Here is a 25,641-nt window from a genome sequence, read left to right as displayed (position 1 = left end):
CTTTCACCCCCTCCCGTGAGGGAAGGGGCGTACAGAATCTTTGGATCAGTGACTGTCTTCGTGCGCCATCGACAGGTAGACGATGGTCAGCATCATGAAGATGAAGGCCTGCAGGGTGATGATCAGGATGTGGAACACGGCCCACGCCCAGTTCAGCACAACGCCCATGCCGCCCAGCCAGAGGATGCCGGAACCGAACATCACGGCGATCAGGATGAAGATCAGCTCGCCGGCGTACATGTTGCCGAACAGACGCAGTGCCAGGGATACCGGCTTGGCGATCAGGGTCACGAACTCCAGCAGGAAGTTCACCGGAATCAGGATGATCTGAACCACGATGTTCTTGCTGTTGAACGGGTGCAGGGTCAGTTCGCCGAGGAAGCCGCCGATGCCCTTGACCTTGATGCTGTAGAAGATGATCAGCGCGAACACCGCGATCGACATGCCGAAGGTGGCGTTCGGATCGGTGGTGGCCACGGCGCGGAAGAACAGGTGCTCGTTGCCGGTGACTGCCTGAGCCGCCAGCGGCAGGAAGTCCACGGGCACCAGGTCGATCAGGTTCATCAGGAAGATCCAGACGAACACGGTCAGCGCCAGCGGTGCGATGAGCGGGTTACGGCCGTGGAAGGTGTCCTTCACGCTGCCGTCGACGAACTCCACGAGAACTTCAACGAAGTTCTGCAGGCCGCCGGGTTGACCGCTGGTGGCCTTCTTGGCTGCCATGCGGAAGATAAGGATGAACACCAGGCCGAGGAATACGGACCAGCCCAGGGTATCAACGTGGAATGCCCAGAAGCCCATTTCCTTGGCTTGTTCGGCGGAGTGGGCGAACCCCCAGGAACCATCCGGCAGACGACCCAGGGTCAGGTTCTGCAAGTGGTGCTGGATGTAACCCGAAGCGCTTTCTGCTGCCATGTTTGCCTCAATCGCTCTAAGGTCTTGTAAATGTGTTTCGCATCAGCAGGGGTGCAAACCAGCTGACCGCGAGGGTCAGCAGGTAGAGGCCGAACAGCGCCAGGGGCGCCAGCGGCTTCACACCTGCAAACGCCAGTGCGAAGAGCACTGCCGTCAATATCAGTTTTCCCGCCTCACCGGCATAAAAGGACCGGACTATCAGCTGGGCAGAACGCGCGCCGCTATAACGGAACGCCTTGCGAGCAAAGTACAGATTCGGCAACCACGCAATCAGGCCTCCGAGCAATCCGGAATAACCTGCGACCGATCCCCGGGCAAACCACAGGGTTGCTGCACCGATAAGCAGCACCACCAGCTGGACGAGCAACAGGCGAAACGCCGGTTGGTGATGGAAGGGCAAACGATCGGGCTTGCGGGGTTCCATCTTCAGCTCACAGTCCTCTGGCGTCGGCTTCACAAATCAACAACTTGGCATACTTTGTGCCGACAAAATTGCGCGCAGAGTATAGGGGGCTGCAGGGCCCCCGTTCAACCGTCAGGTAGTGATTTCCGACGACCCCCTACATAGCCTTTCGTATCAGCGTATGTGGGCCAGCACACCCTGGAGCTCATCGAGGGAGTTGTAGCGGATCACCAGTTGACCCTTGCCCTTCTGTCCGTGGCGAATCTGCACCGGAGCGCCCAGGCGCTCGGCCAGGCGCTGTTCCAGGCGGCTGATGTCCGGATCGGTCCTGACCGCTTTGACAGGTTCCTCCGGCGCGTTCAGCCACTGGCGTACCAGTGCTTCGGTCTGACGCACAGTGAAGCCGCGTGCGACAACATGTCGCGCACCTTCGACCTGCCGATTCTCCGGCAGTCCGAGCAGGGCGCGGGCATGGCCCATTTCCAGGTCACCGTGGGACAGCAGGGTCTTGATCTCTTCCGGCAGGGCGATCAGGCGCAGCAGGTTGGCCACGGTCACGCGGGATTTGCCCACGGCGTCGGCGACCTGTTGCTGGGTCAGCTGGAATTCCTGCTGCAGGCGCTGCAGCGCGGCGGCTTCCTCGATGGGGTTGAGGTCCTCGCGCTGGATGTTCTCGATCAGCGCCATGGCAATGGCGGCTTCGTCCGGCACTTCGCGGACCATGGCCGGGATCTTGTCCAGGCCGGCCTGCTGGCTGGCGCGCCAGCGGCGTTCACCGGCGATGATCTCGTAGCGGCCCTTGTCGATCGGGCGCACCACGATCGGCTGCATCACGCCCTGCACCTTGATCGACTGGGCGAGTTCTTCCAGGGCCTGCGGGTCCATGTCGCGACGAGGCTGGTACTTGCCGCGCTGGATCAGGTCCAGCGGCAGGTGTTGCAGCTCCTTGCTGTCCACCTGAACGGCTTCTTCCTGCAGCGTAGCGGCGCTGGAGCCACTGAGCAGGGCGTCCAGCCCGCGTCCGAGACCTCGTTTCTTGGCGGCCATGCGGGTTCCTTAATCTCTTAGGCGGGGGCGGTGGTGCGGGCGGCGCGCTGACGGCGCACCAGCTCGCCGGCCAGCGCCAGGTAGGCGAGGGCACCGCGGGATTGCTTGTCGTAGACCAGCGCCGGCATGCCGAAGCTGGGTGCCTCGGCCAGTCGCACGTTGCGCGGGATCACGGTGGTGTAGAGCTTGTCGGCGAAGTGTTCCTGCAGTTGCGCGCTGACGTCGTTGGTCAGGCTGATGCGCGGGTCGTACATGGTGCGTAGCAGGCCTTCGATCTTCAGCGCCGGGTTCAGCCGCTCGGCGATGCGCTGGATGCTGTTCATCAGGTCGGTCAGGCCTTCCAGCGCGTAGTACTCGCACTGCATCGGGATGATCACGCCGTCCGCGGCGGACAGGGCGTTGACCGTCAGCATCGACAGCGACGGCGGGCAGTCGATGAGAATGAAGTCGTAGTTCTCGCGGATCGGCGCCAGCGCATGGCGCAGGCGGTGTTCCTTCATGTCCATTTCCAGCAGCACCACTTCCGCCGCGGTGAGGTCGCGGTTGGCGGGCAGCAGCTGGTAGCCGCCGTGCTCGGAGAACTGCATGGCCTGGGCCAGATCGCATTCGCCGGTGAGCACGTCGTAGATGGAATGGTCCAGGGACAACTTATCCACACCGCTGCCGGTGGTGGCGTTGCCCTGTGGATCAAGGTCGATCAGCAGCACGCGGCGCTTGGTGGCAACCAGCGATGCCGCGAGGTTGATACAGGTCGTGGTCTTGCCGACGCCGCCCTTCTGGTTGGCGATCGCGAATACCTTAGCCATGGTTTTCCCCACTCCCCGTCATGCAGTGCGGCGCAGTATCAGCAGATGGCGCTGGCCTTGGCAACCCGGCACCGCCAGAGCGCGTTCGGCTTCGACCCGGAAATCTTCCGGGAGTGCCGCGAGCTCGTCGCTGGGGTGTACGCCTTTCATGGCCAGCCAGTTGGTCTGGGTGTCGCCGAGGTGGCGTGTCCAGTTGGTGAAGTCTTCGAGGCTGCTGAAAGCCCGCGAGACGATGCCGTTGAACGGCTGCTCGGGCTGGAAGGCTTCGACCCGGCTGTGGATAACCTGCAGGTTGTCCAGCTTGAGCTCCAGCTTCACCTGGGTCAGGAAGCGGGTCTTCTTGCCGTTGCTGTCCAGCAGGGTCAGCGACTTGCCGGGGTACAGGATAGCCAGCGGGATGCCGGGCATGCCGCCGCCGCTGCCGACGTCCATCCAGCGCTCGCCGCCGGCAGCTTCGAACTGCGGGACGATGCTCAGGCTGTCGAGCAGATGGCGGGAGACCATTTCATCCACATCGCGCACGGCGGTGAGGTTGTAGGCCTTGTTCCACTTGGCCAGCAGGGCCAGGTAGTCCAGCAGGCGCTGCTGGGCAGCAGCGTCGATATCCAGGCCGAGCGTCTGGATGCCACGCGCGAGTTCTTCGGCGTGGCGTGCAGTGACCAGGGACATCAGGCGCTCTGCTCCAGCTGACGACCGGAAGAGCGTTTTTTCAGATGGATCAGCAGCAGGGAGATGGCCGCCGGCGTCACGCCCGGGATGCGGCCGGCCTGACCGAGGGTCTCCGGTCGGGCGTTACCCAGCTTCAGCTGGATCTCCTTGGACAGCCCGGAGATGGACGGGTAGTCGATATCCACAGGCAGGCGGGTGTCCTCGCTGGCCCGCAGGCGAGCGATCTCTTCCTGCTGGCGATCGATGTAGCCGGCGTACTTGGTACGGATTTCCACCTGTTCGGCGACCTGCGGATCTTCCGCACCGGCACCGGTCACTTCGGCCAGGCTGACGTAGTCGATTTCCGGACGGGCCAGCAGGTTCAGCAGGTTGTACTCGTGAGCCAGCGGCGTGCCGAAGCGCTCGGCGATGGCATCGCCCTGCGGCGTGTTCGGGCGAACCCAGGTGCTCTTCAGGCGCTGCTCTTCACGCTCGATGCCTTCGCGCTTGGCTTCAAACACTGCCCAGCGCTCGTCGTCGATCAGACCCAGCTCGCGACCTTTCTCGGTCAGGCGCAGGTCGGCGTTGTCCTCGCGCAGGATCAGCCGGTATTCGGCGCGCGAAGTGAACATGCGGTACGGCTCCTGGGTGCCGAGGGTGATCAGGTCGTCGACCAGTACACCGATGTACGCCTCGTCGCGACGTGGGCACCAGCTTTCGCGGCCCTGCGAGCGCAGTGCGGCGTTGGCGCCGGCGAGCAGGCCCTGGGCGCCGGCTTCTTCGTAACCGGTGGTGCCGTTGATCTGGCCGGCGAAGAACAGGCCGCCGATGACCTTGGTCTCCAGGCTGTACTTCAGGTCGCGCGGATCGAAGTAGTCGTACTCGATGGCGTAGCCGGGGCGAACGATGTGTGCGTTCTCCATGCCGCGGATCGAGCGGACGATCTCCAGTTGCACGTCGAAAGGCAGCGAAGTGGAGATGCCGTTCGGGTACAGCTCATGGGTGGTCAGACCTTCGGGTTCGAGGAAGACCTGATGGCTGTCCTTGTCGGCGAAGCGATGGATCTTGTCTTCGATCGACGGGCAATAGCGCGGGCCGACCCCTTCGATCACGCCGGAGTACATCGGCGAGCGATCTAGGTTGGACGCGATGATCTCGTGGGTCCGCGCGTTGGTGTGGGTAATCCAGCAGCTGACCTGGCGCGGATGCATTTCCCTGGAGCCCAGGAAGGACATCACCGGAATCGGCGTGTCGCCCGGCTGCTCGGTCATCACGCTGAAATCGACACTGCGGCCATCGATGCGCGGTGGCGTGCCGGTCTTCAGGCGACCGACGCGCAGCGGCAGTTCGCGCAGGCGGCGCGCCAGGGCGATCGAGGGCGGATCACCGGCACGGCCACCGGAGTAGTTCTCCAGGCCGATGTGGATAAGTCCACCGAGGAAAGTACCGGCGGTAAGGACGACGTTGTCCGCATGGAATTTCAGACCCATCTGGGTCACCACACCGCGCACCTGATCCTGTTCGACGATCAGGTCATCACAGGCCTGCTGGAATATCCACAGGTTCGGCTGGTTCTCCAGGATTTCGCGCACGGCCGCCTTGTAGAGAACGCGGTCAGCCTGGGCGCGAGTGGCGCGCACTGCCGGGCCCTTGCGGCTGTTCAACACGCGGAACTGGATGCCGCCTTTATCGGTGGCCAGTGCCATGGCACCGCCCAGCGCATCGATTTCCTTGACCAGATGGCTTTTGCCGATCCCACCGATGGCGGGGTTGCAGCTCATCTGGCCAAGGGTTTCCACATTGTGGGTGAGCAGCAGCGTCTTCACGCCCATGCGTGCAGCCGCTAGTGCGGCCTCTGTGCCGGCATGGCCGCCGCCGATCACGATCACGTCAAAACGGGAAGGGAAATCCACCACGCACCTCGTGCCTGTTGATCAAGGAGAAAGAAGAGAGCCGGACAGTATAGGGGTTAAGGGCTTTCGATTGAAGGCACCTGAACAAAAAATAGCCAATGGGTACTGTCCGCCCTATAGAAAATGAAAAGAGAGGAATCTTCTTAAGTCTTTTTAGAGCTTGTGTTTATGTATGGTGAAGCCGTTTTCTGTGGATAAGCCTTCGTAGGCCAGATGGTGCAAGGTTTTCAGCGCCTAACAACCCTGTGTCGATGCTGTACGGTGACAGGGGATGTCCCGTTATCAGCCTGTGGATGAAGTTGCCTGTTATCAACAGGGGGATTTATCCACTGACTGGTGCAGGGTTTGTTCACCTAGCTGTACGCGACTTTTCCACAGGGTTCACGAAGGCCTATTAATTCCTCTATTCATGCCTTGTAAGCCAGTAAATACGCGGCCTGAGCTGAATTAGTGGCTGTGGATAGTTAATCAGGAGGAGAAATCGCGGGCGGCACGAGACGCGATGACGGGATGATCCCGTCACCGGTGGGGAAAAGCTCGGTTGTGGATCACTTGCCGATGCAGAAGCTGGAGAAGATGCGCCCCAGCAGATCGTCCGGCGTAAAGGCCCCGGTAATCTCGCCCAGGGCCTGCTGGGCCTGGCGCAGGTCTTCGGCCAGCAATTCGCCTGCGCCGCTCAGGGTGAGTTGTGCGCGGCCGTGCTCGAGGCTGTCGTCAGCCAGGCGCAAGGCCTCCAGGTGGCGCCGGCGGGCACTGAAGCTGCTCTCGGCGGTCTGTTCGAAGCCCATGCAGGCCTTCAGGTGCTCGCGCAGCAGTTCCAGGCCATTGCCCGAGCGGGCGGAGAGCGTAATGGTGACGTGGCCGTCAGCGCTTTCTTCCAGGCCGATATTCTCTGTGGATAAATCTGCCTTGTTGCGGATCAGGGTGACGTGCGCCGGGTCTGGACGGCTGTCGAGGAACTCCGGCCACAGCGCAAAGGGATCGCTGGCTTCCGGTGCTGTGGAGTCGACCACCAGCAACACGCGGTCCGCTTCGTTGATTGCCTTCAGCGCGCGTTCCACGCCGATCTTTTCCACATGATCATCGGTGCTGCGCAGGCCGGCGGTGTCGATGATGTGCAGCGGCATGCCGTCGATGTGGATATGTTCGCGCAGGACATCGCGGGTGGTTCCGGCGATGTCGGTGACGATGGCCGCCTCGCGCCCCGCCAGGGCGTTCAGCAGGCTCGATTTGCCGGCGTTGGGGCGTCCGGCTATCACCACCGTCATACCGTCGCGCAGCAGGGCGCCCTGGCCCGCTTCGCGCAGCACCGCGGCCAGTTCGGCGCGCACCGCGTCCAGCTGCGAGAGGACGTGGCCATCGGCAAGGAAGTCGATTTCCTCTTCCGGGAAGTCGATGGCGGCTTCGACATACATGCGCAGGCCGATCAGTTGGTCGGTGAGGTTATGCACACGCTTGGAAAACTCGCCCTGCAGCGAACGCACGGCATTGCGCGCGGCCTGTGCCGAGCTGGCCTCGATCAGGTCGGCAATGGCCTCGGCCTGGGCCAGGTCGAGCTTGTCGTTGAGAAAGGCGCGTTCGCTGAACTCACCCGGGCGGGCCTGGCGTGCACCCAGTTCCAGGCAGCGCTGCAGCAACATGTCCATCACTACCGGGCCGCCGTGGCCCTGCAGTTCCAGTACGTCTTCGCCGGTGAAGGAGTTCGGCCCGGGGAAGAACAGCAGCAGGCCTTCGTCGATGACGTCGCCATCATCGGCGTGGAACGGCCCGTAGTGCGCGTAGCGCGGCTGTGGCTCGCGGCCGCTGAGGGTGATGGCCATGGCGCGCGCACGCGGGCCGGAGACGCGGACGATGCCCACCCCACCACGGCCCTGGGCGGTGGCGACGGCGGCGATGGTTTCACGGGCTGCATTCATGGCGGCGGTCTCGCGGTTGTGTGGCGGGCTTGCGGAAAAGCAGAGTTATCCACATAGCAAAACGCCCCACGAGGGGGCGTCTTGTCAATCGGAGGTGCTGTCGCTATCAGGCAGAAGCCTTCTTCGACGCCGCTTCGATCCGGCGGGTAATGTACCACTGCTGTGCGATGGACAGGCAGTTGTTCACAACCCAGTACAGCACCAGGCCGGCCGGGAACCACAGGAAGAAGAAGGTGAAGATGATCGGCATCAGCTTCATCACCTTGGCCTGCATGGGGTCCGGCGGAGTCGGGTTGAGCATCTGCTGAACCAGCATGGTGGCGCCCATGATGATCGGCAGGATGAAGAACGGATCCTTCACCGACAGGTCGACGATCCAGCCCAGCCACGGGGCCTGGCGCATCTCGACGCTTTCCAGGAGTACCCAGTACAGGGAGAGGAAGACCGGCATCTGCACCAGGATCGGCAGGCAGCCGCCCAGCGGATTGATCTTCTCCTTCTTGTACAGCTCCATCATCGCCTGGGACATCTTCTGGCGATCATCGCCATGCTGTTCCTTCAGAGCAGCCAGTTTCGGCGACACGGCGCGCATGCGGGCCATGGAGCGGTAGCTGGCGGCGGACAGCGGGAAGAAGGCCAGTTTGATGACGATGGTCAGGAAGATGATCGACCAGCCCCAGTTACCCACCAGGTTGTGGATATGTTGCAGCAGCCAGAAGATCGGCTGGGCGATGAACCACAGCGGGCCGTAGTCGACGGTCAGCTCCAGGCCCTTGGACAGCTCGCCCAGGTACTTCTGCAGCTTGGGACCGGCATACAGGGTCATGCTGGTTTCGCCCTTGGCGCCCGGCGCGACGGTGATGTTCGGACCGGTGAAGCCGACGATGTAGTTGCCCTGGGCGTCCTTGCGGGTCAGCACGTTGTGGGTGTCGCCGCTGGCGGGAACCCAGGCAGTGACGAAGTAGTGCTGCAGCCAGGCTACCCAGCCGCCCTGGACGGTTTCCTTGAACTGCTCCTTGTCCATGTCCTTCATGGACACTTTCACGTAGGGCTTTTCAGGAGTCCAGACCGCGGCGCCGAGGTAGGTCGACACGCCGGTAGCGGTGGTGGAGGACGGGTCGACGCTGGCATCGCGCTTGAGCTGGGCGAACAGCGAGGCGGTCCAGGGTTTGTCGCTCTGGTTGTCGATCAGGTAGCTGACGCCGACCTGATAGGCATTGGGGTTGATGCACTCGAGCTTCTTCTGCGCGCGTTCCTTGTCGGTGCAGTCGCCTTTCAGGCCGCGGTGCAGGGTGAAGCGCTTGATGTAGTTGACGCCATCCTGTGCATAAGTCAGGTCGACGGTCATCTGGTCCTGGCCGTCAGCCAGCTCGTAGCTCGGCTTGGCGCTGGCGTACAGCGGGCGACCGCTGGCAGCGGCGTCCGGGCCGTTGGCGCCGGTCAGGCCGCTCTGGGCCAGGTAGGTACGCTGCTGGTCACGCTCGAACAGCGGGAACGGCACGTCCGGGCGATCCTGGCGCAGCGGGTACTGGGTCAGGCCCAGTTTCACCACGTCGCCGCCGCGCGGGTCGATGTACAGGTCGAGGACGTCGGTCTTCACGCGGATCAGCTGGTCGCTGACCGCCGCCGGCTTCTGCTCGGTGGGCAGGGTCGCCTGGGCATTCTGGGCGGTCGGTACGTCGCCGTTGTTCGCGCTGCCGGCAGGCACGGAAGTATCCGGCAGGCCTTCGTTCTGGTTGAAGGTCGCGGTCTGCGCTGGCAGTTCGGGCTGGCCATAGTCCTTGTTCCACTGGAGGACCAGTGCGTAGGACACGATTGCCAGGGCGACGAATAGGATTGAACGTTTGATGTCCATGGTTACTCGGCCGTCGAGGAAGGGGCGGGCTTGGAAGGATCTGGCGGGACCGGGTCGTAGCCACCGGGATGCCAGGGGTGGCAGCGGCCTAGGCGACGAGCGGCCAGCCAGCCACCACGCAGGAAGCCATGGGTTTCAATGGCCTCCTGCGCGTAGCAGGAACAGCTGGGGTAGAAACGACAGTGCCTGCCCATCATGGGACTGATGGCGTAGCGGTAAAACTGGATCAGTAACAGCGCCAGTCTACGCATGGGAACTGTCGGCCACTCCCGGAGATTCTGTCGAAGGTTCCGGGCTGGGCCGATTGCGCAACAAGCGCTTCCAGAGTTTGCCGAACTGCTGGTGCAGTTCTTCATTCTCCAGATCGCCGAGGCCCTTGCGCGCGATCACCACGATGTCCAGGCCGGCCAGCTTCTGCTGGTGGTGGCGGAAGGATTCACGGAGAAGGCGTTTGAGGCGGTTGCGTTCGACGGCGAGCTTGACGTTCTTCTTGCCGATCACCAGACCCAGACGGGGATGATCGAGACCGTTTTCGCGCGCCAGCAGCAGGATGTGCTTGCCGGGGACCTTGGAGGTGGGGGAGTCGAAGACTGCTGTGAATTGCCGGGCTGTCAGTAGACGTTTATCCCGGCTGAAATCTCGACTCACCACCTGCGTCAGACAAATCAGACGGTCAGACGCTTACGGCCCTTGGCGCGACGACGCGACAGAACCTGACGACCGTTCTTGGTGGCCATGCGAGCGCGGAAGCCGTGCACGCGAGCGCGCTTGAGGGTGCTGGGTTGGAAAGTACGTTTCATGATTCGGTACCTGGGTTTGACGACATGAGGTCGCAGTGACCCCGTTTAAAGAGACCGGCGATTCTAGTGAAATCGGCGGTGCAGGTCAATTTCCAACCAGAGGCGGATACAAAATGAATAGAAAGGGAGGAAATCTCTTTCTTAAAAGATTGAAGCTGTGATTGTGATTAGGCGCGGCCACCTCTGTGGATAACCTGCTGCAGGCGGCGCCATTGTTTCGTCTCACGTAATGATAACCCTGTCGGGAAAGCGTGGGTGGCCTGTGCGGTGCCGGTTGGAAAGCTGGGTATGAATCGCCGGATTTTCCACAGGCGTTATTTCCACAGGTTCATCCGCAGAGTAGTCCCCTGCCCCATCCAGCTGTTATCCACAAGGCTCACGGCGCTATTCGCCGACCACCGGTAAAATCATTAACACCTTGATTTTGCTTGTATCCCGGCGCGCTTAACTGTGGATAAGTTGGTCTGGCGGGGATACAATAGCCGTCTGTTTCGCTTTGCGACTTCTTTTGGGGGATATCCGTGTCCGTGGAACTTTGGCAGCAGTGCGTGGAGCTTCTGCGCGACGAGCTGCCGTCCCAGCAATTCAACACCTGGATTCGACCTCTGCAGGTCGAGGCCGAGGGTGAGGAGCTGCGCGTCTACGCACCCAACCGCTTCGTACTCGACTGGGTCAACGAGAAATACATGGGCCGCATGCTCGAGCTGCTCAGCGAGCGCGGCAACGGCCAGCTTCCGGCTATCTCGCTGCTGATTGGCAGCCGCCGCAGCCGCACGCCGCGCCCTGCCCTCGTGCCGACGCCCCAGGTCTATGTCCAGCCGGCTCCCGCCGCGGTTGCTGCGCCTGTCGCGGCTCCGGTCGTACAGCCTGTGCCCGAGCCGCAGCCGATCCAGGCCGCGCCCGTGCAGACTATTACCGACCTCGATGAATCCAGCCCGGGTATCGATCCGCTGGCCGCGGCCATGCCGGCAGCTGCCGTGCGCACCGAGCGCAACGTGCAGGTAGAAGGTGCGCTCAAGCACACCAGCTACCTCAACCGCACCTTCACCTTCGAGAACTTCGTCGAAGGCAAATCCAACCAGCTGGCCCGCGCGGCTGCCTGGCAGGTGGCGGACAACCTCAAGCACGGCTACAACCCGCTGTTCCTTTATGGTGGCGTCGGCCTGGGTAAAACCCACCTGATGCACGCTGTGGGTAACCATCTGTTGAAGAAGAACCCGAATGCCAAGGTCGTGTACCTGCACTCGGAGCGCTTCGTCGCGGACATGGTGAAAGCTCTGCAGCTGAACGCCATCAATGAATTCAAGCGCTTCTACCGCTCGGTGGACGCGCTGCTGATCGACGATATCCAGTTCTTCGCCCGCAAGGAGCGTTCCCAGGAAGAGTTCTTCCACACCTTCAACGCCCTTCTCGAAGGCGGCCAGCAGGTCATCCTGACCAGTGACCGCTATCCGAAGGAAATCGAAGGCCTGGAAGAACGCCTGAAATCGCGCTTCGGCTGGGGCCTGACGGTGGCCGTGGAGCCGCCGGAGCTGGAAACCCGCGTGGCGATCCTGATGAAGAAGGCCGAGCAGGCCAAGGTCGAGCTGCCGCACGACGCGGCGTTCTTCATCGCCCAGCGCATTCGCTCCAACGTGCGTGAGCTGGAAGGTGCGCTCAAGCGCGTAATCGCCCACTCCCACTTCATGGGCCGGCCGATCACCATCGAGCTGATCCGCGAGTCGCTGAAGGACCTGCTGGCCCTGCAGGACAAGCTGGTCAGCATCGACAACATCCAGCGCACCGTCGCCGAGTACTACAAGATCAAGATCGCCGACCTGCTGTCCAAGCGCCGCTCGCGCTCGGTGGCACGTCCGCGTCAGGTCGCCATGGCACTCTCCAAGGAGCTGACCAACCACAGCCTGCCGGAGATCGGTGTGGCCTTCGGCGGTCGGGATCACACCACGGTGCTGCACGCCTGTCGTAAGATCGCTCAACTCAAGGAATCCGACGCGGATATCCGCGAGGACTACAAGAACCTGCTGCGTACTCTGACCACCTGACGCAGCCTCACGAGGCAAGGGACTAGACCATGCATTTCACTATTCAACGCGAAGCTCTGTTGAAACCCCTGCAACTGGTCGCTGGCGTTGTCGAGCGCCGCCAGACGCTGCCGGTTCTTTCCAACGTCCTGCTTGTCGTCGAAGGCCAGCAGCTGTCGCTGACCGGTACCGACCTGGAAGTCGAGCTGGTTGGCCGTGTTGCCCTGGAAGATGCTGCCGAACCGGGCGAAATCACCGTGCCGGCGCGCAAGCTGATGGACATCTGCAAGAGCCTGCCCAGCGATGCCGTGATCGATATCCGCGTCGACGAGCAGAAGCTCCTGGTGAAGGCTGGCCGCAGCCGCTTCACCCTCTCCACCCTGCCGGCCAATGACTTCCCCACCGTGGAAGAAGGCCCGGGTTCGCTGACCTTCAGCCTGGTGCAGAGCAAGCTGCGTCGCCTGATCGACCGCACCAGCTTCGCCATGGCCCAGCAGGATGTGCGCTACTACCTGAATGGCATGCTGCTGGAAGTGGGCGGTGGCACCCTGCGCGCTGTCGCTACCGACGGCCACCGCCTGGCCATGTGCTCGCTGAGCAACGGCGTGCCGGAGGCCCAGGATCGCCACCAGGTGATCGTGCCGCGCAAGGGCATTCTCGAACTGGCTCGTCTGCTCACCGAGCAGGACGGCGAAGTATCCATCGTTCTCGGCCAGCACCACATACGTGCCACCACCGGCGAGTTCACCTTCACCTCCAAGCTGGTCGACGGCAAGTTCCCCGACTACGAGCGAGTGCTGCCCAAGGGCGGCGACAAGCTGGTCATCGGTGATCGCCAGGTGCTGCGCGAAGCCTTCAGCCGCACCGCGATCCTGTCGAACGAGAAGTACCGCGGTATCCGTCTGCAGCTCTCCAACGGCCTGCTGAAAATCCAAGCGAACAACCCGGAGCAGGAAGAAGCGGAAGAGGAAGTACAAGTCGACTACAACGGCGGCAACCTGGAAATCGGCTTCAACGTCAGCTACCTGCTGGACGTCCTGGGTGTCATGGGTACCGAGCAGGTGCGCATGATCCTCTCCGACTCCAACAGCAGTGCGCTGGTGCAGGAAGCGGACAACGACGATTCCGCCTACGTCGTCATGCCGATGCGCCTCTGACGCGTATCGATGTCCCTTACCCGCCTTTCGGTCACCGCGGTGCGTAACCTGCACCCGGTGACCTTCTCCCCCTCCCCCCGCATCAACATCCTCTACGGCGAAAACGGCAGCGGCAAGACCAGCGTGCTGGAAGCCATCTACTTGCTCGGTCTCGCCCGCTCCTTCCGCAGCATTCGTCTGCAACCTGTCATCCAGTACGAAGAACCGGCTTGCACGGTTTTTGGACAGGTTCGCCTGGGCAATGGCTTCGATAGCAGCCTGGGTGTTTCGCGGGATCGCCAGGGCGAGTTCCAGATTCGCATCGATGGGCAGAATGCGCGCAGCGCCGCGCAACTCGCCGAGACCCTGCCGCTGCAGCTGATCAACCCGGACAGTTTCCGCCTGCTGGAAGGCGCGCCGAAGATTCGCCGGCAGTTCCTCGACTGGGGAGTGTTCCACGTGGAACAACGCTTCATGGTCGCTTGGCAAAGACTGCAGAAGGCCCTGCAGCAGCGGAACTCGTGGCTCCGACATGGTAAACTGGACGGTGCTTCGCAAGCCGCGTGGGATCGCGAGTTATGCGTCGCGAGCGATGAAATCGACGCGTACCGGCGGTCCTACATCCAGGCTCTCAAGCCCCAGTTCGAGCGTACCCTGGCCGAGCTCATCCAGCTCGATGACCTGACGCTCAGCTACTACCGGGGTTGGGACAAGGAACGCGAGCTGAGCGAGGTGCTGTCTTCCAGCCTGCTGCGCGATCAGCAGATGGGGCACACCCAGGCAGGACCGCAAAGGGCGGATCTGAGAATTCGCCTGGGGGGACACAATGCCGCGGAGATACTGTCTCGCGGTCAACAGAAACTGGTGGTCTGCGCGTTGCGGATCGCCCAGGGGCACTTGATCAACCAGGCGAAGCGCGGGCAATGCGTCTACCTGGTGGATGACCTCCCCTCCGAACTGGATGAGAAGCATCGGTTGTCTTTGTGCCGGCTTCTCGAAGATCTGGGTTGCCAGGTATTCATCACCTGCGTCGATCCGCACTTATTGAAAGACGGCTGGCAGACGGAAACGCCGGTGTCGATGTTCCACGTGGAACATGGGCGCGTCTCTCAGGACACTACCATCGGGAGTGAAGAATGAGCGAGAACACCTACGACTCTTCCAGTATCAAGGTACTGAAGGGGCTGGATGCCGTACGTAAGCGTCCGGGCATGTACATCGGTGATACCGACGACGGCACTGGCCTGCACCACATGGTCTTCGAGGTCGTGGACAACTCGATCGACGAAGCGCTGGCGGGCTACTGCAGCGAGATCAGCATCACCATTCACACCGATGAATCCATCACCGTGCGCGACAACGGTCGCGGCATTCCGGTGGATATCCACAAGGAAGAAGGGGTCTCCGCGGCCGAGGTCATCATGACCGTCCTTCACGCCGGCGGTAAGTTCGACGACAACAGCTACAAGGTCTCCGGCGGTCTGCACGGCGTGGGTGTGTCGGTGGTGAACGCCCTCTCCCACGAGCTGCGCCTGACCATCCGCCGCGAAGGCAAGGTCTGGGAACAGGTCTATCACCACGGTGTCCCACAGTTCCCGCTGCGCCCGGTCGGCGATACCGATGGCTCGGGAACCGAGGTGCACTTCAAACCGTCCCCGGAAACCTTCCACAACATCCACTTCAGCTGGGACATCCTGGCCAAGCGGATTCGCGAGCTGTCCTTCCTGAACTCCGGCGTCGGCATCGTCCTGCGCGACGAGCGCGCCGGCAAGGAAGAGCTGTTCAAGTATGAGGGTGGCCTGCGCGCCTTCGTCGAGTACCTGAACACCAACAAGACCGCGGTGAACCAGGTCTTCCACTTCAACTGCCAGCGCGAAGAAGACGGCGTCGGCGTCGAAGTTGCCCTGCAGTGGAACGACAGCTTCAACGAGAACATCCTCTGCTTCACCAACAACATTCCCCAGCGTGACGGTGGTACCCACCTGGCGGGCTTCCGCTCCGCCCTCACCCGCCACCTGAACAACTATATCGAGCAGGAAGGCCTGGCGAAGAAGTTCAAGATCGCCACCACCGGCGACGACGCCCGTGAAGGTCTGACCGCGATCATTTCGGTGAAGGTGCCGGATCCGAAGTTCAGCTCGCAGACCAAGGACAAGCTGGTTTCCTCGGAGGTGAAGACCGCCGTGGAACAGGAGATGGGCAAGTACTTCGCCGACTTCCTGCTGGAGAACCCGAACGAAGCCAAGGCCGTGGTCGGCAAGATGATCGACGCCGCCCGCGCCCGTGAGGCTGCGCGCAAGGCCCGTGAAATGACCCGCCGCAAGGGCGCACTGGATATCGCCGGCCTGCCGGGCAAGCTCGCCGATTGCCAGGAGAAGGATCCCGCCCTCTCCGAACTGTACATCGTGGAAGGTGACTCCGCGGGCGGTTCTGCGAAGCAGGGCCGTAACCGCAAGACCCAGGCGATCCTGCCGCTCAAGGGCAAGATCCTCAACGTCGAGAAGGCTCGCTTCGACAAGATGCTGTCCTCCCAGGAGGTCGGCACGCTGATCACCGCGCTGGGCTGCGGTATCGGTCGCGAGGAGTACAACATCGACAAGCTGCGTTACCACAACATCATCATCATGACCGATGCTGACGTCGACGGTTCGCACATCCGCACCCTGCTGCTGACCTTCTTCTTCCGTCAGCTACCGGAGCTGGTTGAGCGCGGCTACATCTACATCGCCCAGCCGCCGCTGTACAAGGTGAAGCGCGGCAAGCAGGAGCAGTACATCAAGGACGACGTGGCCATGGATGAGTACATGACCCAGTCGGCCCTCGAAGAGGCCAGTGTGCACGTCAACGAAAGCGCCCCGGGCCTGTCCGGCGAAGCGCTGGAGAATCTGGTCAACGAGTACCGTGGCGTCATGCGCACCCTCAAGCGCCTGTCCCGTCTGTACCCGCAGGATCTGACCGAGCACTTCATCTACCTGCCGCGCATCGAGGTTGCCCAGCTGGGTGACCAGACCGCCATGCAAGGCTGGCTGGACCAGTACCAGGAGCGCCTGAAGGGTGCCGAGAAGTCCGGCCTGGTCTACAAGGTCAGCCTGCGTGAAGACCGCGAGCGTCACCTGTGGCTGCCGGAAGTCGAGATGGTTGCCCATGGTCTGTCGAGCTACATCACCTTCAACCGCGACTTCTTCGCCAGCAACGATTACCGCGCGGTGACCGAGCTGGGCAGCAAGCTGAACGGCCTGCTGGAAGATGGCGCCTTTGTGCAGAAGGGTGAGCGCAAGAAGCCGGTCAGCACCTTCAAGGAAGCCCTCGACTGGCTGCTGGTCGAAGGCACCAAGCGCCACAGCATCCAGCGATACAAAGGTCTGGGTGAGATGAACCCGGATCAGCTGTGGGAAACCACCATGGACCCGAACGTGCGCCGCATGCTGAAGGTAACCATCGAGGATGCCATCGCTGCCGACCAGCTGTTCAATACCCTGATGGGCGATGCCGTGGAGCCGCGCCGCGACTTCATCGAAAGCAACGCCCTGGCGGTGTCGAACCTGGACGTCTGATCCAGGAAAGCTACAGGCAAAAAGAAAGGGCCCTTCGGGGCCCTTTTCTTTTGTTCCTGAGATCGCCTCAGGAAGCTTCGGCGACCGCCTGCGGGGTTGCGTCCGCCGGCAGCTCACCCATGTCGCGCAGGGTCTGGATGACCCAGTTCTCGGCACGCTGGTTGAGCTCGGTGATGGCGCGTGCGCCCTCCCCTTCGGCGTACATCGCCGGACCGATCACCACCTGGATGGTACCGGGGTACTTTGCCCAGCCGTTCTTCGGCCAGCAGTGCCCGGCGTTGTGGGCGATCGGCAGTACCGGCAGGTTGGCGTTGACCGCCAGGGCGGCACCGCCGCGGGAGAACTTGCCGATCTGGCCGGTGGGAACGCGGGTGCCTTCCGGGAAGATCAGCACCCACGCGCCTTTCTTCAGGCACTCGTCGCCCTGCTTGGCGATCTGCTTGAGGGCCACCTTGGGCTGCTCGCGGTTGATGGCGATGGGTTTGAGCAGCGCCATGGCCCAGCCGAAGAAGGGCACGAACAGCAGCTCGCGCTTGAGTACCAGCGCCAGCGGCTCGAAGTAGCCGGTGAGGAAGAAGGTCTCCCAGGTGCTCTGGTGTTTGGCGAGGATCACGCAGGGCTGGTCGGGGATGTTCTCCACGCCCTTGAGCTCGTAGCGTACGCCGACCATCCAGGAAGCCAGCCAGACGGCGAACTTGCACCAGGCCTGGGCGATGAAACGGTAGCGCGCGCGGTACGGCAGGAAGGGCGCGATGAGCAGGCTGAGGGTGCCCCAGACGAAGGCGCTGGACGACAGCAGCAGGTAGAAGAGAACGGTTCTGATGGCCTGCACTATCGACATGGGGGATGGGTCCTCAGGAAAGAAGTTGGTCGGCTACTGCCGCCAGATCGTCGAATACCAGCGTGCCTTCGGGCAACGGCTTGGTCAGGGTTCGCTCGCCCTTGCCGGTCATTACCAACACGGGCTGACAATCGACGGCCAACGCGGCGTCCAGGTCACCCCGGCTGTCGCCAACGAACCAGGTACCGCGCAGATCCGCGCCGTAGTGCCGGGCTATCTGCAGCAGCATACCGGGTTTCGGCTTGCGGCAGTCGCAGCCCTCGTCGGGACCATGGGGACAGTACACGACCACCCCGAGTTCACCGCCCTGCTCCGCCACTAGCTCGCGCAGGCGCTGGTGCATGCTCTCCAGAGTGGCGAGGTCGTAGTAGCCGCGGGCGATGCCCGACTGGTTGGTGGCCACGGCCACGGTCCAGCCGGCTTTGCTCAGGCGGGCGATGGCGGTGATCGCGCTGGGGATCGGAATCCACTCGCCGAGGGATTTGATGTAGGCGTCGGAGTCCTGGTTGATGACACCGTCGCGGTCGAGGATCAGTAGCTTCATGGTTGATTCGACAAGTCAGACGCTTTGGAAAAGGCGGAAATGAAAAAGCCGGGAGTCCGTCACGGCGAACCGTTGCGAACTCCCGGCTTTCAGGCGCGCATCAACCCAGCAGGGAGATGTCGGCGACGCCGAGGAACAACCCGCGCAGCTTGGCCAGCAGCGCGTAGCGGTTGGCCTTCACGGCGTTGTCGTCCGCGTTGACCAGCACTTCCTCGAAGAAGGCATCGACCGGCGCGCGCAGGGCCGCCAGGCGGGCCAGGGCAGCGCGATAGTCGCGAGCCGCGGCCAACGGGGCCACTTCGCTCTCGGCAGCCGCCACGGCGCTGCCAAGGGCCTTCTCGGCGGCTTCGGTGAACAGACTGGCGTTGACGGTGGCAGGCACCTCGCCTTCGGCCTTGGCCAGGATGTTCGACACGCGCTTGTTGGCAGCGGCCAGGGCCTCGGCTTCGGGCAGTTGGCGGAAGGCCTGGACGGCCTGCACGCGCTGGTCGAAGTCCAGCGGCGCGGTCGGCTTGAGCGCGCGCACGGCCTGGTACACGGCGACGTTGACGCCTTCGTCCTCGTAACGGGCGCGCAGACGGTCGAAGACGAAGTCCTGCACCTGCTCGGACAGGCCTTCAGCCTTCACCTTGTCGCCGTACTGGGCCACGGCCACGCCGATGGTGTCGACCAGGTCGAGGTCCAGCTGCTTCTCGATGAGGATGCGCAGCACGCCGAGGGCGGCACGGCGCAGGGCATACGGGTCCTTGCTGCCGGTGGGCAGCATGCCGATGCCGAAGATGCCGACCAGGGTGTCGAGCTTGTCGGCCACGGCCACTGCGGCACCGGTCAGGGTGCTTGGCAGTTCAGCGCCAGCGCCACGCGGCATGTATTGCTCGTTCAGCGCCAGGGCGACGTCCTTGGCCTCGCCACCGGCAGTGGCGTAGTAGTAACCGGCGATGCCCTGCATCTCCGGGAACTCGCCGACCATCTCGGTGGCCAGGTCGCACTTGGAGAGGATGCCGGCGCGGGCCGCGTTGGTCGAATCACCGCCGATGCGTGCGGCGATGTAGGCGGCCAGCTTGGAAACGCGCTCGGCTTTCTCGTAAACGGTGCCGAGCTGGGCCTGGAATACCACGTTCTTCAGACGGGCGTTGAAGGCTTCCAGCGGCTGCTTCTGGTCCTGCTTGAAGAAGAACTCGGCGTCGGTCAGGCGCGGGCGCACGACCTTCTCGTTGCCGGAGACGATGTTCTCCGGCGCCTTGCTCTCGACGTTGGCCACGGTGATGAAGCGCGGCAGCAGCTTGCCGTTGGCGTCCAGCAGGCAGAAGTACTTCTGGTTGTCCTGCATGGTGGTGATCAGGGCTTCCTGCGGCACGGCGAGGAAGCGCTCCTCGAAGGAGCACACCAGCGGCACCGGCCACTCGACCAGCGCGGTCACTTCGTCCAGCAGGTCAGCCGGGACAATGGCGCTGCCCTTCTGCTCGGCGGCCAGTTCGGCAACGCGCTTGGAGATGATCTCGCGGCGCTCGGCGAAGTCGGCCAGCACGTAGGCGCTGCGCAGGTCTTCCAGGTAGTTGGCCGGAGCGGAGATGCGCACGTTGGCCGGGTGGTGGAAGCGGTGGCCACGGGATTCGCGACCGGCCTTCTTGGTCAGGATCTCGCAGTCTATGACGTCGTCGCCGAACAGCATCACCAGCCACTGGGTCGGGCGCACGAACTCTTCACGACGGGCCGCCCAGCGCATGCGCTTGGGAATCGGCAGGTCGTTCAGCGAGGCTTCGACGATGCCCGGCAGCAGGCCCGCGGCCGGCTGGCCGGCGATAGTCTGGCTGAACTTGAGCTTCGGGCCGCTCTTGTCGATCTGCTCCAGGTCCACGCCGCACTTCTTGGCGAAGCCCAGGGCGGCCTGGGTCGGGTTGCCGCTGGCGTCGAAGGCAGCCTGCAGCGGCGGGCCGTCGAGGTTCACGGTGCGGTCGGGCTGCTGCACGGCGAGCTGGTCGATCTGCACGGCCAGGCGGCGCGGCGCGGCGTAGCAGCGCGCGGCGGCGTAGGTCAGGCCGGCGGCCTTGAGGCCCTTCTCGATGCCGGCCAGGAAGGCTTCACCGAGGCTTTTCAGCGCCTTGGGTGGCAGCTCTTCGGTGCCCAGTTCGACGAGGAAATCCTTCGCGCTCATTATTCGGCCTCCTTCAGCTTGGCCAGTACTTCGTCACGCAGTTCGGGGGTGGCCATCGGGAAGCCGAGGCGGGCGCGGGCCTGCAGGTAGCTCTGCGCCACGGCGCGGGCCAGGGTACGCACGCGCAGGATGTAGCGCTGACGCTCGGTCACCGAGATGGCGCGGCGGGCGTCCAGCAGGTTGAAGGTGTGCGAGGCCTTGAGGACCATCTCGTAGGTCGGCAGCGGTAGCTGCAGCTCGATCAGGCGGTTGGCTTCGCTTTCGTAGAAGTCGAACAGCTCGAACAGCTTCTCGACGTTGGCGTGTTCGAAGTTGTAGGTCGACTGCTCCACCTCGTTCTGATGGAACACGTCGCCGTAGGTGACCTTGCCGAACGGGCCGTCGGCCCAGACCAGGTCGTACACCGAGTCGACGCCCTGGATGTACATGGCCAGGCGCTCCAGGCCGTAGGTGATCTCACCGGTGACCGGGTAGCACTCGATGCCGCCGACCTGCTGGAAGTAGGTGAACTGGGTGACTTCCATGCCGTTCAGCCAGATTTCCCAGCCCAGGCCCCAGGCGCCGAGGGTCGGCGATTCCCAGTTGTCCTCGACGAAGCGGATGTCGTGGACCAGCGGGTCGATGCCGATGGCCTGCAGCGAGCCCAGGTACAGTTCCTGGAAGTTTTCCGGGTTGGGCTTCAGGACCACCTGGAACTGGTAGTAGTGCTGCAGGCGGTTGGGGTTCTCGCCGTAGCGGCCGTCGGTGGGACGGCGGCTCGGTTGCACGTACGCCGCGTTCCAGGTTTCCGGGCCCACGGCGCGGAGGAAGGTGGCGGTGTGGAAGGTGCCTGCGCCTACTTCCATGTCGTAGGGCTGCAGCACCACACAGCCCTGATCGGCCCAGTATTTTTGCAGGGCGAGGATCAGGTCCTGGAAGGTGGGCACGGCGGGCGTAGTCTGGCTCACGAATTTCACCTGTGCTGGATATGCGACTAAAACCCGGCAGTATACCCCAAGACGCTTGCAGCTTGGGCTTCACAGCGCTTTTTGCGCGACCGTTCGTGCGCCCATCAAGGTGCAAAAAAGCGGCTCGATGACTGTATTTTTGTACAGCCTTTTGTCTATAGTCAGAACCTTCCCGTTTCCAAGGACGACTGCCATGCCCCGCTGCTTCTGGTGCAACGACGACCCGCTGTACATCGCCTACCACGATGCCGAGTGGGGCGTGCCCCAGCGCGACGCCCGCGCACTGTTCGAGATGATCATCCTCGAAGGCGCCCAGGCCGGCCTGTCGTGGATCACCGTGCTGAAGAAGCGTGAGCGCTATCGCGAGGTGCTGTTCGGCTTCGACCCCGAGCGCCTGGCACGCATGACCGACGAGGAAATCGAGGAGCGCATGCAGGACCCGGGCATCATCCGCAACTTCGCCAAGCTCAAGGCCGCGCGGCAGAACGCCCAGGCCTGGCTGAAGCTGGAGGACCCGGTGAGCTTCCTCTGGTCCTTCGTCGGCGGCCAGCCCAAGGTCAACCACTTCAGCGGCCGCGGCGACGTGCCGGCGGTGACGCCCGAAGCCGAAGCGATGAGCAAGGCCCTGCGCAAGGCCGGTTTCAACTTCGTCGGCCCGACCATCTGCTACGCCTTCATGCAGGCCACCGGCATGGTCATGGACCACACCGTCGACTGCGACCGCTACGCCCAGCTGACCCGCGCCTAAGGCAGCGGGCTGGCAATGGTGACCGCCCGCCAGGGTCCGGCGGAGCGGCCGGAGAGCGCCGACCAGTACCAGGCCGAGGTATCGGAGAAGGATTGGCCGGCAGCGTCCTCGATGTAGTCGCAGACCTGCATTCGAATACCCTCGCGGGTTACCACGAAGCAGCGTTGCAGGCCCTCCGCTCCGGTGCGCTGCCGCAACTGCGTCTGCTCGATGCGATAGCCCAGCGCACGGAAGCAATCCTCCGCTGGATGCAGCTTGCGTGTCGGCCGCAGCACCTGGCGCAGCACGATGCTGCGCTGGCCATCGGTGAAGCGGCCGAGCTGGCCGGGGAAGTCCTCGGCGAAGCGCTGCTCGACCGGCGAAAGCGCCAGTGGGCGCAACGTGCGACCTTCGAATTGCACCGGCCATTCATGGGCGACCCGCGTTGCTGTCGGCACCGCGGTAGCCGGCGCCAGCCAGGGCCAGAGCATCGCCAACAGCAGGGCGCCCAGCAGGCTGCCGGTGAAGCGCCTGGAAGCTTCAGGACGCGCTGCTTCGACCGCTGCCGAAAGCGCAAAGGTACGGCGCCCGATCACCCGGAAAATCATCCCGCAGACTGCCGCAAACACCAGTAGCCCGACCGCTTCATGGGCCCAGCCGGGAAACGCGCTCGCGCCACTTTCGCCCCACACCAGCAGCGTGTTGCGCAGGATATTGCCGCCCAACACCAATAGCCCAACCAGCGGCAGGCGGCGCAGCAGCAAACGATCCGGCAGCCGCTGCCAGGCCGCCAGCGCACAGGCGGTGAAGTAGCCGACCCAGGCCATCTGGATACCCGAGCAGGGCGCATCGACCATCACCCACTGGCCATCCACCAGCAGCGCACTGCCCTGCCGCTCCACCGTCCAACTGCCGAGGCGCAACAGCCAGGCGCTGACCTCGGCGGTGATCACGCGCAGCGGATAACCAACGAAGAACTGCAGCGAAGACAGTAGTGGCAGCGACAGCACGCCCAGCCCCAGCCAGGCCAGCCACGGCTGGCCAGGAGCGCGCAGGCTGAGGATCACCAGCAGCAGCGCCAGCACCGAGATCAGTCCGCGCAGCAGCGGCGGCAGGAGCGGCTGGGAAAGTGCCGTGACGACCAGCAGCAGCGCTGCGCTACCCAGCCAAGGCAAGCGCGGTTGCGCGCGCAGGCTGGAGCGGTCACGCCAGAGCAGCAGCCCTAGCGCCGCCAGCGCGATGATCCCCAGCGGATCATCCGAGCCATCGCCGAGGCGCCGCGCCGCCCACAGCCAGCTGGGCCAGGCTGCCAGGGCGGCGAACAGCAGCCAGCTCCAGCCGGGCAGGCGGCGGATCATGCGGCCTTCCTCCGCCACCAGCAGGCGCCCAGCGCGGCCAGCAGCAACATGGCCCAGACACCCGGCTCCGGCGTTCCCGGCACCGTGCTGCCGACGGCGCTGTTGCTCACGCCCTGGGGCAGCGGCAGCGGTTGATCCACCGTCTTGCTCGCCTGCGGGTCGGGGTTGCGCACCTGCTGGTCGACGGCGATGAACGAGGTATAGGGCGTGAGCAACTGGTACTTCAGGCCGAGGTCGAGAATCTGCGAGCTGAACTCGAAGCCGCCATCGAGGGCTTCCTGGTCCATCAGTTCGGCGAGGCGCTTGCGCGCCCACAGGTGAGCGAGTGCTTCGCCGTTGTCGGTCAGGTTGCCGGCGCTGATCGGCAGGCGCGCCTGGAACGGACCCTCAGCGGCATGGGCGTCGATGCGCAACTCGCCGCGCGGCTCGCCCTTCCACTTGCCGAACAGCACCAGCGGGCGATTGGCGAACAGGTCGGGCAGTTGAAGCGGTTCCACGTCGTACACGTCCAGGCCTTCGAAGCTTGCGTGGATGCCCTTGAGCAGCGGGCTGTCGATCATCTTGCGGAAACGTTCCGCCTGCTCGCCGGCGGACTGGGCGTCGGTGACCACGAACGGCTCGCCCTGCCCTGCCCGCGCCAGGCCTTCGATCAGGCTGCGATTCACCGAGGTGCCCATACCGAAGGCGAACAGGTTGGCGCGCCCCAGGTTCTCGCGTACCAGCTGATACGCGCTGCTTTCCACGGCCACGAAGCCATCGGTGATGACCACGAAGCTGCGCGAGCGCTCCGGGTCGCCGGGCATTGCCAGGGCTTCGCGCAGGGCCGGCATCAGCTCGGTACCGCCGGCGCCCTCTTCGCCGTTGAGCAGGGCGGTGGCGCGCCGGATGTTTTCCGGCGTAGCAGCGACGGAGGCTGCTGCCAGCTTGCGACTGTCGCCGGAGAACAGCAGCAGGTTGAAGGTATCGCTGGGGCGCAGTCGGCCGATCAGGTCGCGCAGCAGGGTCTTGGTGGTATCCAGCGGGAAGCCGTTCATGGAGCCGGAAACGTCGACCACGAAGACATAGTCGCGCGGCACGATCTGCTTGTTCCGCGGCGCGCGGGGCGGGGCGACCATGGCGAGGAAGAAGTTCTCCTGCTCGCCGCGCGACAGCAGCAGGCCGCTCTGCACGGTATCGCCGCCGAGCTGGTAGTCGAGGATGAAGTCGTGGTCGTTGGCACTGGATTCGTCCGCGGCAAGGCGGACCAGCGCGCGCTGGCCGTCACGCTCGACCTCAATGCGGTGGCTTGGCGAAGCCACCTCGGCGAGCGGCACCGGCGCCAACAGCTCTACCTGCATCGACAAGGTGGTCGGAGTGCGCTGCCCCTGCTGGAAGTACGGTGTGGATATCCACGGCTGCTTGCCGCCGCCACTCGGGCCGGGCCTGTTGTAGCGCGGCCCGACCACGGTCGGGAAGACGAACTGGAAGCGCCCGTCGGTGGGCACCAGCAGCTCGCTGTAGCGCAGCTCCACCTGCACCACGTCGCCGGGGAGGATGTTGGCGACGTTCATCTGGAACACGTTCTCGCGCTCCTGCTCCAGCAGCGCGGCGGTCTTGCCGTCCTGCTTGGCCTGCTGGTACTCGGCCTTGGCCTTCTGCTTCTCGCGGATCTGCGCCTGGATCACCCGCTCGCCCAGGTGCACGGTCATGCCGTGGACGGCGGCGCGGGTCGAGGCGGGGAACACGTAGCGCGCCTCCAGCGGCGTCTTGCCCTGGTTGCGGTACTCCTGGGTCACCGTCACCTCGGCGATGTTGCCCAGCACGCGGGCGTCGACGCGGGTCGCCTTGAGCGGCAGCGCGTCGACGGCCGGGTCGGCGTTGTCGACGAAGAAGTAAGGACTGGAGCTGCTGTCGTCAGCCGCCAGCGCCGCCAGACTGGCGCTCATCGTCAGCAACAGGCAGCACAGCCGTGCAAGGAAGGTTGGGGTACGCATCGCGGGCCTCCGGGCCAGTGGATCGAATGGCCGCAGGTTGCGCGCGCGCCGTGGGCGCAATGTGCTCGCTGGGTGGAGATTG

The 25,641-nt window shown here is 63.8% G+C and carries 22 protein-coding genes; 5 read left to right on the top strand and 17 right to left on the bottom strand.

The window, feature by feature from the left end; all coding sequences use genetic code 11:
- Positions 1-45 precede the first annotated feature (45 nt).
- From atpB to rpmH, 11 genes are all read right to left on the bottom strand, one after another.
- Complete coding sequence (gene atpB / locus QO207_RS02060; protein WP_301479095.1) at positions 46-915, bottom strand: F0F1 ATP synthase subunit A; 870 nt, start codon at positions 913-915, stop codon at positions 46-48.
- Positions 916-931: 16 nt separating this feature from the next.
- Positions 932-1,339: a F0F1 ATP synthase subunit I gene (locus QO207_RS02055; protein ID WP_301479094.1), complete on the bottom strand. Its 408-nt coding sequence runs from the start codon at positions 1,337-1,339 to the stop codon at positions 932-934.
- A gap of 153 nt (positions 1,340-1,492) precedes the next feature.
- Positions 1,493-2,365, bottom strand: a complete 873-nt coding sequence (locus QO207_RS02050) for a ParB/RepB/Spo0J family partition protein (protein ID WP_081518992.1) — start codon at positions 2,363-2,365, stop codon at positions 1,493-1,495.
- Positions 2,366-2,382: 17 nt separating this feature from the next.
- Positions 2,383-3,171, bottom strand: a complete 789-nt coding sequence (locus tag QO207_RS02045) for a ParA family protein (RefSeq protein WP_301479092.1) — start codon at positions 3,169-3,171, stop codon at positions 2,383-2,385.
- An 18-nt stretch (positions 3,172-3,189) separates the two neighbouring features.
- A complete protein-coding gene (gene rsmG, locus QO207_RS02040; protein ID WP_301479090.1) occupies positions 3,190-3,840 on the bottom strand; it encodes a 16S rRNA (guanine(527)-N(7))-methyltransferase RsmG in 651 nt (216 codons plus the stop codon).
- On the bottom strand, positions 3,840-5,732 hold the full coding sequence (gene mnmG / locus QO207_RS02035) for a tRNA uridine-5-carboxymethylaminomethyl(34) synthesis enzyme MnmG (RefSeq protein WP_301479089.1): 1,893 nt from the start codon (positions 5,730-5,732) through the stop codon (positions 3,840-3,842). Before mnmG ends, rsmG begins: the two co-directional genes overlap by 1 nt.
- A gap of 548 nt (positions 5,733-6,280) precedes the next feature.
- A complete protein-coding gene (mnmE, locus tag QO207_RS02030) occupies positions 6,281-7,648 on the bottom strand; it encodes a tRNA uridine-5-carboxymethylaminomethyl(34) synthesis GTPase MnmE (protein ID WP_301479087.1) in 1,368 nt (455 codons plus the stop codon).
- A gap of 106 nt (positions 7,649-7,754) precedes the next feature.
- On the bottom strand, positions 7,755-9,503 hold the full coding sequence (gene yidC, locus QO207_RS02025; protein ID WP_301479085.1) for a membrane protein insertase YidC: 1,749 nt from the start codon (positions 9,501-9,503) through the stop codon (positions 7,755-7,757).
- A gap of 2 nt (positions 9,504-9,505) precedes the next feature.
- Entirely contained in the window at positions 9,506-9,754 is a 249-nt protein-coding gene (gene yidD, locus QO207_RS02020; RefSeq protein WP_015479779.1) for a membrane protein insertion efficiency factor YidD, read from the bottom strand.
- Positions 9,747-10,154 carry a ribonuclease P protein component gene (gene rnpA, locus QO207_RS02015; RefSeq protein ID WP_081518987.1) on the bottom strand — a complete coding sequence of 136 codons (408 nt, stop codon included), beginning with the start codon at positions 10,152-10,154 and terminating at the stop codon, positions 9,747-9,749. Before rnpA ends, yidD begins: the two co-directional genes overlap by 8 nt.
- A gap of 14 nt (positions 10,155-10,168) precedes the next feature.
- Complete coding sequence (rpmH, locus tag QO207_RS02010) at positions 10,169-10,303, bottom strand: 50S ribosomal protein L34 (protein ID WP_003100258.1); 135 nt, start codon at positions 10,301-10,303, stop codon at positions 10,169-10,171.
- Positions 10,304-10,824: 521 nt separating this feature from the next.
- On the opposite strand from rpmH, the gene dnaA reads away from it, so the two are divergent.
- From dnaA to gyrB, 4 genes are read left to right on the top strand one after another with little or no spacing between them, the layout of a single operon-like run.
- Positions 10,825-12,345 carry a chromosomal replication initiator protein DnaA gene (gene dnaA / locus QO207_RS02005; protein ID WP_301479083.1) on the top strand — a complete coding sequence of 507 codons (1,521 nt, stop codon included), beginning with the start codon at positions 10,825-10,827 and terminating at the stop codon, positions 12,343-12,345.
- A 29-nt stretch (positions 12,346-12,374) separates the two neighbouring features.
- Positions 12,375-13,481, top strand: a complete 1,107-nt coding sequence (dnaN, locus tag QO207_RS02000; RefSeq protein WP_184586056.1) for a DNA polymerase III subunit beta — start codon at positions 12,375-12,377, stop codon at positions 13,479-13,481.
- 9 nt (positions 13,482-13,490) lie between these two features.
- On the top strand, positions 13,491-14,600 hold the full coding sequence (gene recF, locus QO207_RS01995) for a DNA replication/repair protein RecF (RefSeq protein WP_301479081.1): 1,110 nt from the start codon (positions 13,491-13,493) through the stop codon (positions 14,598-14,600).
- Entirely contained in the window at positions 14,597-17,014 is a 2,418-nt protein-coding gene (gene gyrB / locus QO207_RS01990; RefSeq protein WP_301479080.1) for a DNA topoisomerase (ATP-hydrolyzing) subunit B, read from the top strand. The genes recF and gyrB overlap by 4 nt, the downstream gene beginning before the upstream one ends.
- A 67-nt stretch (positions 17,015-17,081) precedes the next feature.
- Here the strand turns inward: gyrB and QO207_RS01985 are convergent, their stop codons facing one another.
- The 4 genes from QO207_RS01985 to glyQ all read right to left on the bottom strand — a co-directional run bounded on the left by QO207_RS01985 (position 17,082) and on the right by glyQ (position 21,501).
- Positions 17,082-17,855 carry a 1-acyl-sn-glycerol-3-phosphate acyltransferase gene (locus QO207_RS01985; protein ID WP_301479078.1) on the bottom strand — a complete coding sequence of 258 codons (774 nt, stop codon included), beginning with the start codon at positions 17,853-17,855 and terminating at the stop codon, positions 17,082-17,084.
- Positions 17,856-17,868: 13 nt separating this feature from the next.
- Positions 17,869-18,399: a D-glycero-beta-D-manno-heptose 1,7-bisphosphate 7-phosphatase gene (gene gmhB, locus QO207_RS01980; protein WP_301479076.1), complete on the bottom strand. Its 531-nt coding sequence runs from the start codon at positions 18,397-18,399 to the stop codon at positions 17,869-17,871.
- 100 nt (positions 18,400-18,499) lie between these two features.
- Complete coding sequence (gene glyS, locus QO207_RS01975; RefSeq protein ID WP_301479075.1) at positions 18,500-20,554, bottom strand: glycine--tRNA ligase subunit beta; 2,055 nt, start codon at positions 20,552-20,554, stop codon at positions 18,500-18,502.
- On the bottom strand, positions 20,554-21,501 hold the full coding sequence (gene glyQ / locus QO207_RS01970) for a glycine--tRNA ligase subunit alpha (RefSeq protein WP_015474809.1): 948 nt from the start codon (positions 21,499-21,501) through the stop codon (positions 20,554-20,556). Before glyQ ends, glyS begins: the two co-directional genes overlap by 1 nt.
- A 193-nt stretch (positions 21,502-21,694) precedes the next feature.
- Here glyQ and QO207_RS01965 point away from each other — a divergent pair, with 193 nt between their 5' ends.
- Complete coding sequence (locus tag QO207_RS01965) at positions 21,695-22,249, top strand: DNA-3-methyladenine glycosylase I (protein ID WP_301479073.1); 555 nt, start codon at positions 21,695-21,697, stop codon at positions 22,247-22,249.
- Here QO207_RS01965 and xrtQ read toward each other — a convergent pair.
- Both xrtQ and QO207_RS01955 read right to left on the bottom strand, forming a co-directional pair.
- On the bottom strand, positions 22,246-23,586 hold the full coding sequence (gene xrtQ, locus QO207_RS01960) for an exosortase Q (RefSeq protein ID WP_301479071.1): 1,341 nt from the start codon (positions 23,584-23,586) through the stop codon (positions 22,246-22,248). The two genes, QO207_RS01965 and xrtQ, sit on opposite strands and share 4 nt — an antisense overlap.
- The gene (locus QO207_RS01955; RefSeq protein ID WP_301479070.1) at positions 23,583-25,559 is read right to left on the bottom strand and encodes a VIT and VWA domain-containing protein; all 1,977 of its coding nucleotides are present in this window, start codon (positions 25,557-25,559) and stop codon (positions 23,583-23,585) included. Before QO207_RS01955 ends, xrtQ begins: the two co-directional genes overlap by 4 nt.
- Positions 25,560-25,641 lie beyond the last annotated feature (82 nt).

The organism is Pseudomonas sp. CAN1 (assembly GCF_030462585.1).
Lineage (GTDB): Bacteria > Pseudomonadota > Gammaproteobacteria > Pseudomonadales > Pseudomonadaceae > Pseudomonas.
The sequence above is the reverse complement of the archived record's forward strand: the minus strand, read 5'-3'. Positions and strand labels throughout refer to the sequence as shown.

Coding starts and splice junctions, on each gene's coding strand:
- atpB (WP_301479095.1), bottom strand. CDS start 915: ATGGCAGCAGAAAGCGCTTCGGGTTACATCCAGCACCACTTGCAGAAC.
- QO207_RS02055 (WP_301479094.1), bottom strand. CDS start 1,339: ATGGAACCCCGCAAGCCCGATCGTTTGCCCTTCCATCACCAACCGGCG.
- QO207_RS02050 (WP_081518992.1), bottom strand. CDS start 2,365: ATGGCCGCCAAGAAACGAGGTCTCGGACGCGGGCTGGACGCCCTGCTC.
- QO207_RS02045 (WP_301479092.1), bottom strand. CDS start 3,171: ATGGCTAAGGTATTCGCGATCGCCAACCAGAAGGGCGGCGTCGGCAAG.
- rsmG (WP_301479090.1), bottom strand. CDS start 3,840: ATGTCCCTGGTCACTGCACGCCACGCCGAAGAACTCGCGCGTGGCATC.
- mnmE (WP_301479087.1), bottom strand. CDS start 7,648: ATGAATGCAGCCCGTGAAACCATCGCCGCCGTCGCCACCGCCCAGGGC.
- yidC (WP_301479085.1), bottom strand. CDS start 9,503: ATGGACATCAAACGTTCAATCCTATTCGTCGCCCTGGCAATCGTGTCC.
- yidD (WP_015479779.1), bottom strand. CDS start 9,754: ATGCGTAGACTGGCGCTGTTACTGATCCAGTTTTACCGCTACGCCATC.
- rpmH (WP_003100258.1), bottom strand. CDS start 10,303: ATGAAACGTACTTTCCAACCCAGCACCCTCAAGCGCGCTCGCGTGCAC.
- dnaN (WP_184586056.1), top strand. CDS start 12,375: ATGCATTTCACTATTCAACGCGAAGCTCTGTTGAAACCCCTGCAACTG.
- recF (WP_301479081.1), top strand. CDS start 13,491: ATGTCCCTTACCCGCCTTTCGGTCACCGCGGTGCGTAACCTGCACCCG.
- gyrB (WP_301479080.1), top strand. CDS start 14,597: ATGAGCGAGAACACCTACGACTCTTCCAGTATCAAGGTACTGAAGGGG.
- QO207_RS01985 (WP_301479078.1), bottom strand. CDS start 17,855: ATGTCGATAGTGCAGGCCATCAGAACCGTTCTCTTCTACCTGCTGCTG.
- gmhB (WP_301479076.1), bottom strand. CDS start 18,399: ATGAAGCTACTGATCCTCGACCGCGACGGTGTCATCAACCAGGACTCC.
- glyS (WP_301479075.1), bottom strand. CDS start 20,554: ATGAGCGCGAAGGATTTCCTCGTCGAACTGGGCACCGAAGAGCTGCCA.
- QO207_RS01965 (WP_301479073.1), top strand. CDS start 21,695: ATGCCCCGCTGCTTCTGGTGCAACGACGACCCGCTGTACATCGCCTAC.
- xrtQ (WP_301479071.1), bottom strand. CDS start 23,586: ATGATCCGCCGCCTGCCCGGCTGGAGCTGGCTGCTGTTCGCCGCCCTG.
- QO207_RS01955 (WP_301479070.1), bottom strand. CDS start 25,559: ATGCGTACCCCAACCTTCCTTGCACGGCTGTGCTGCCTGTTGCTGACG.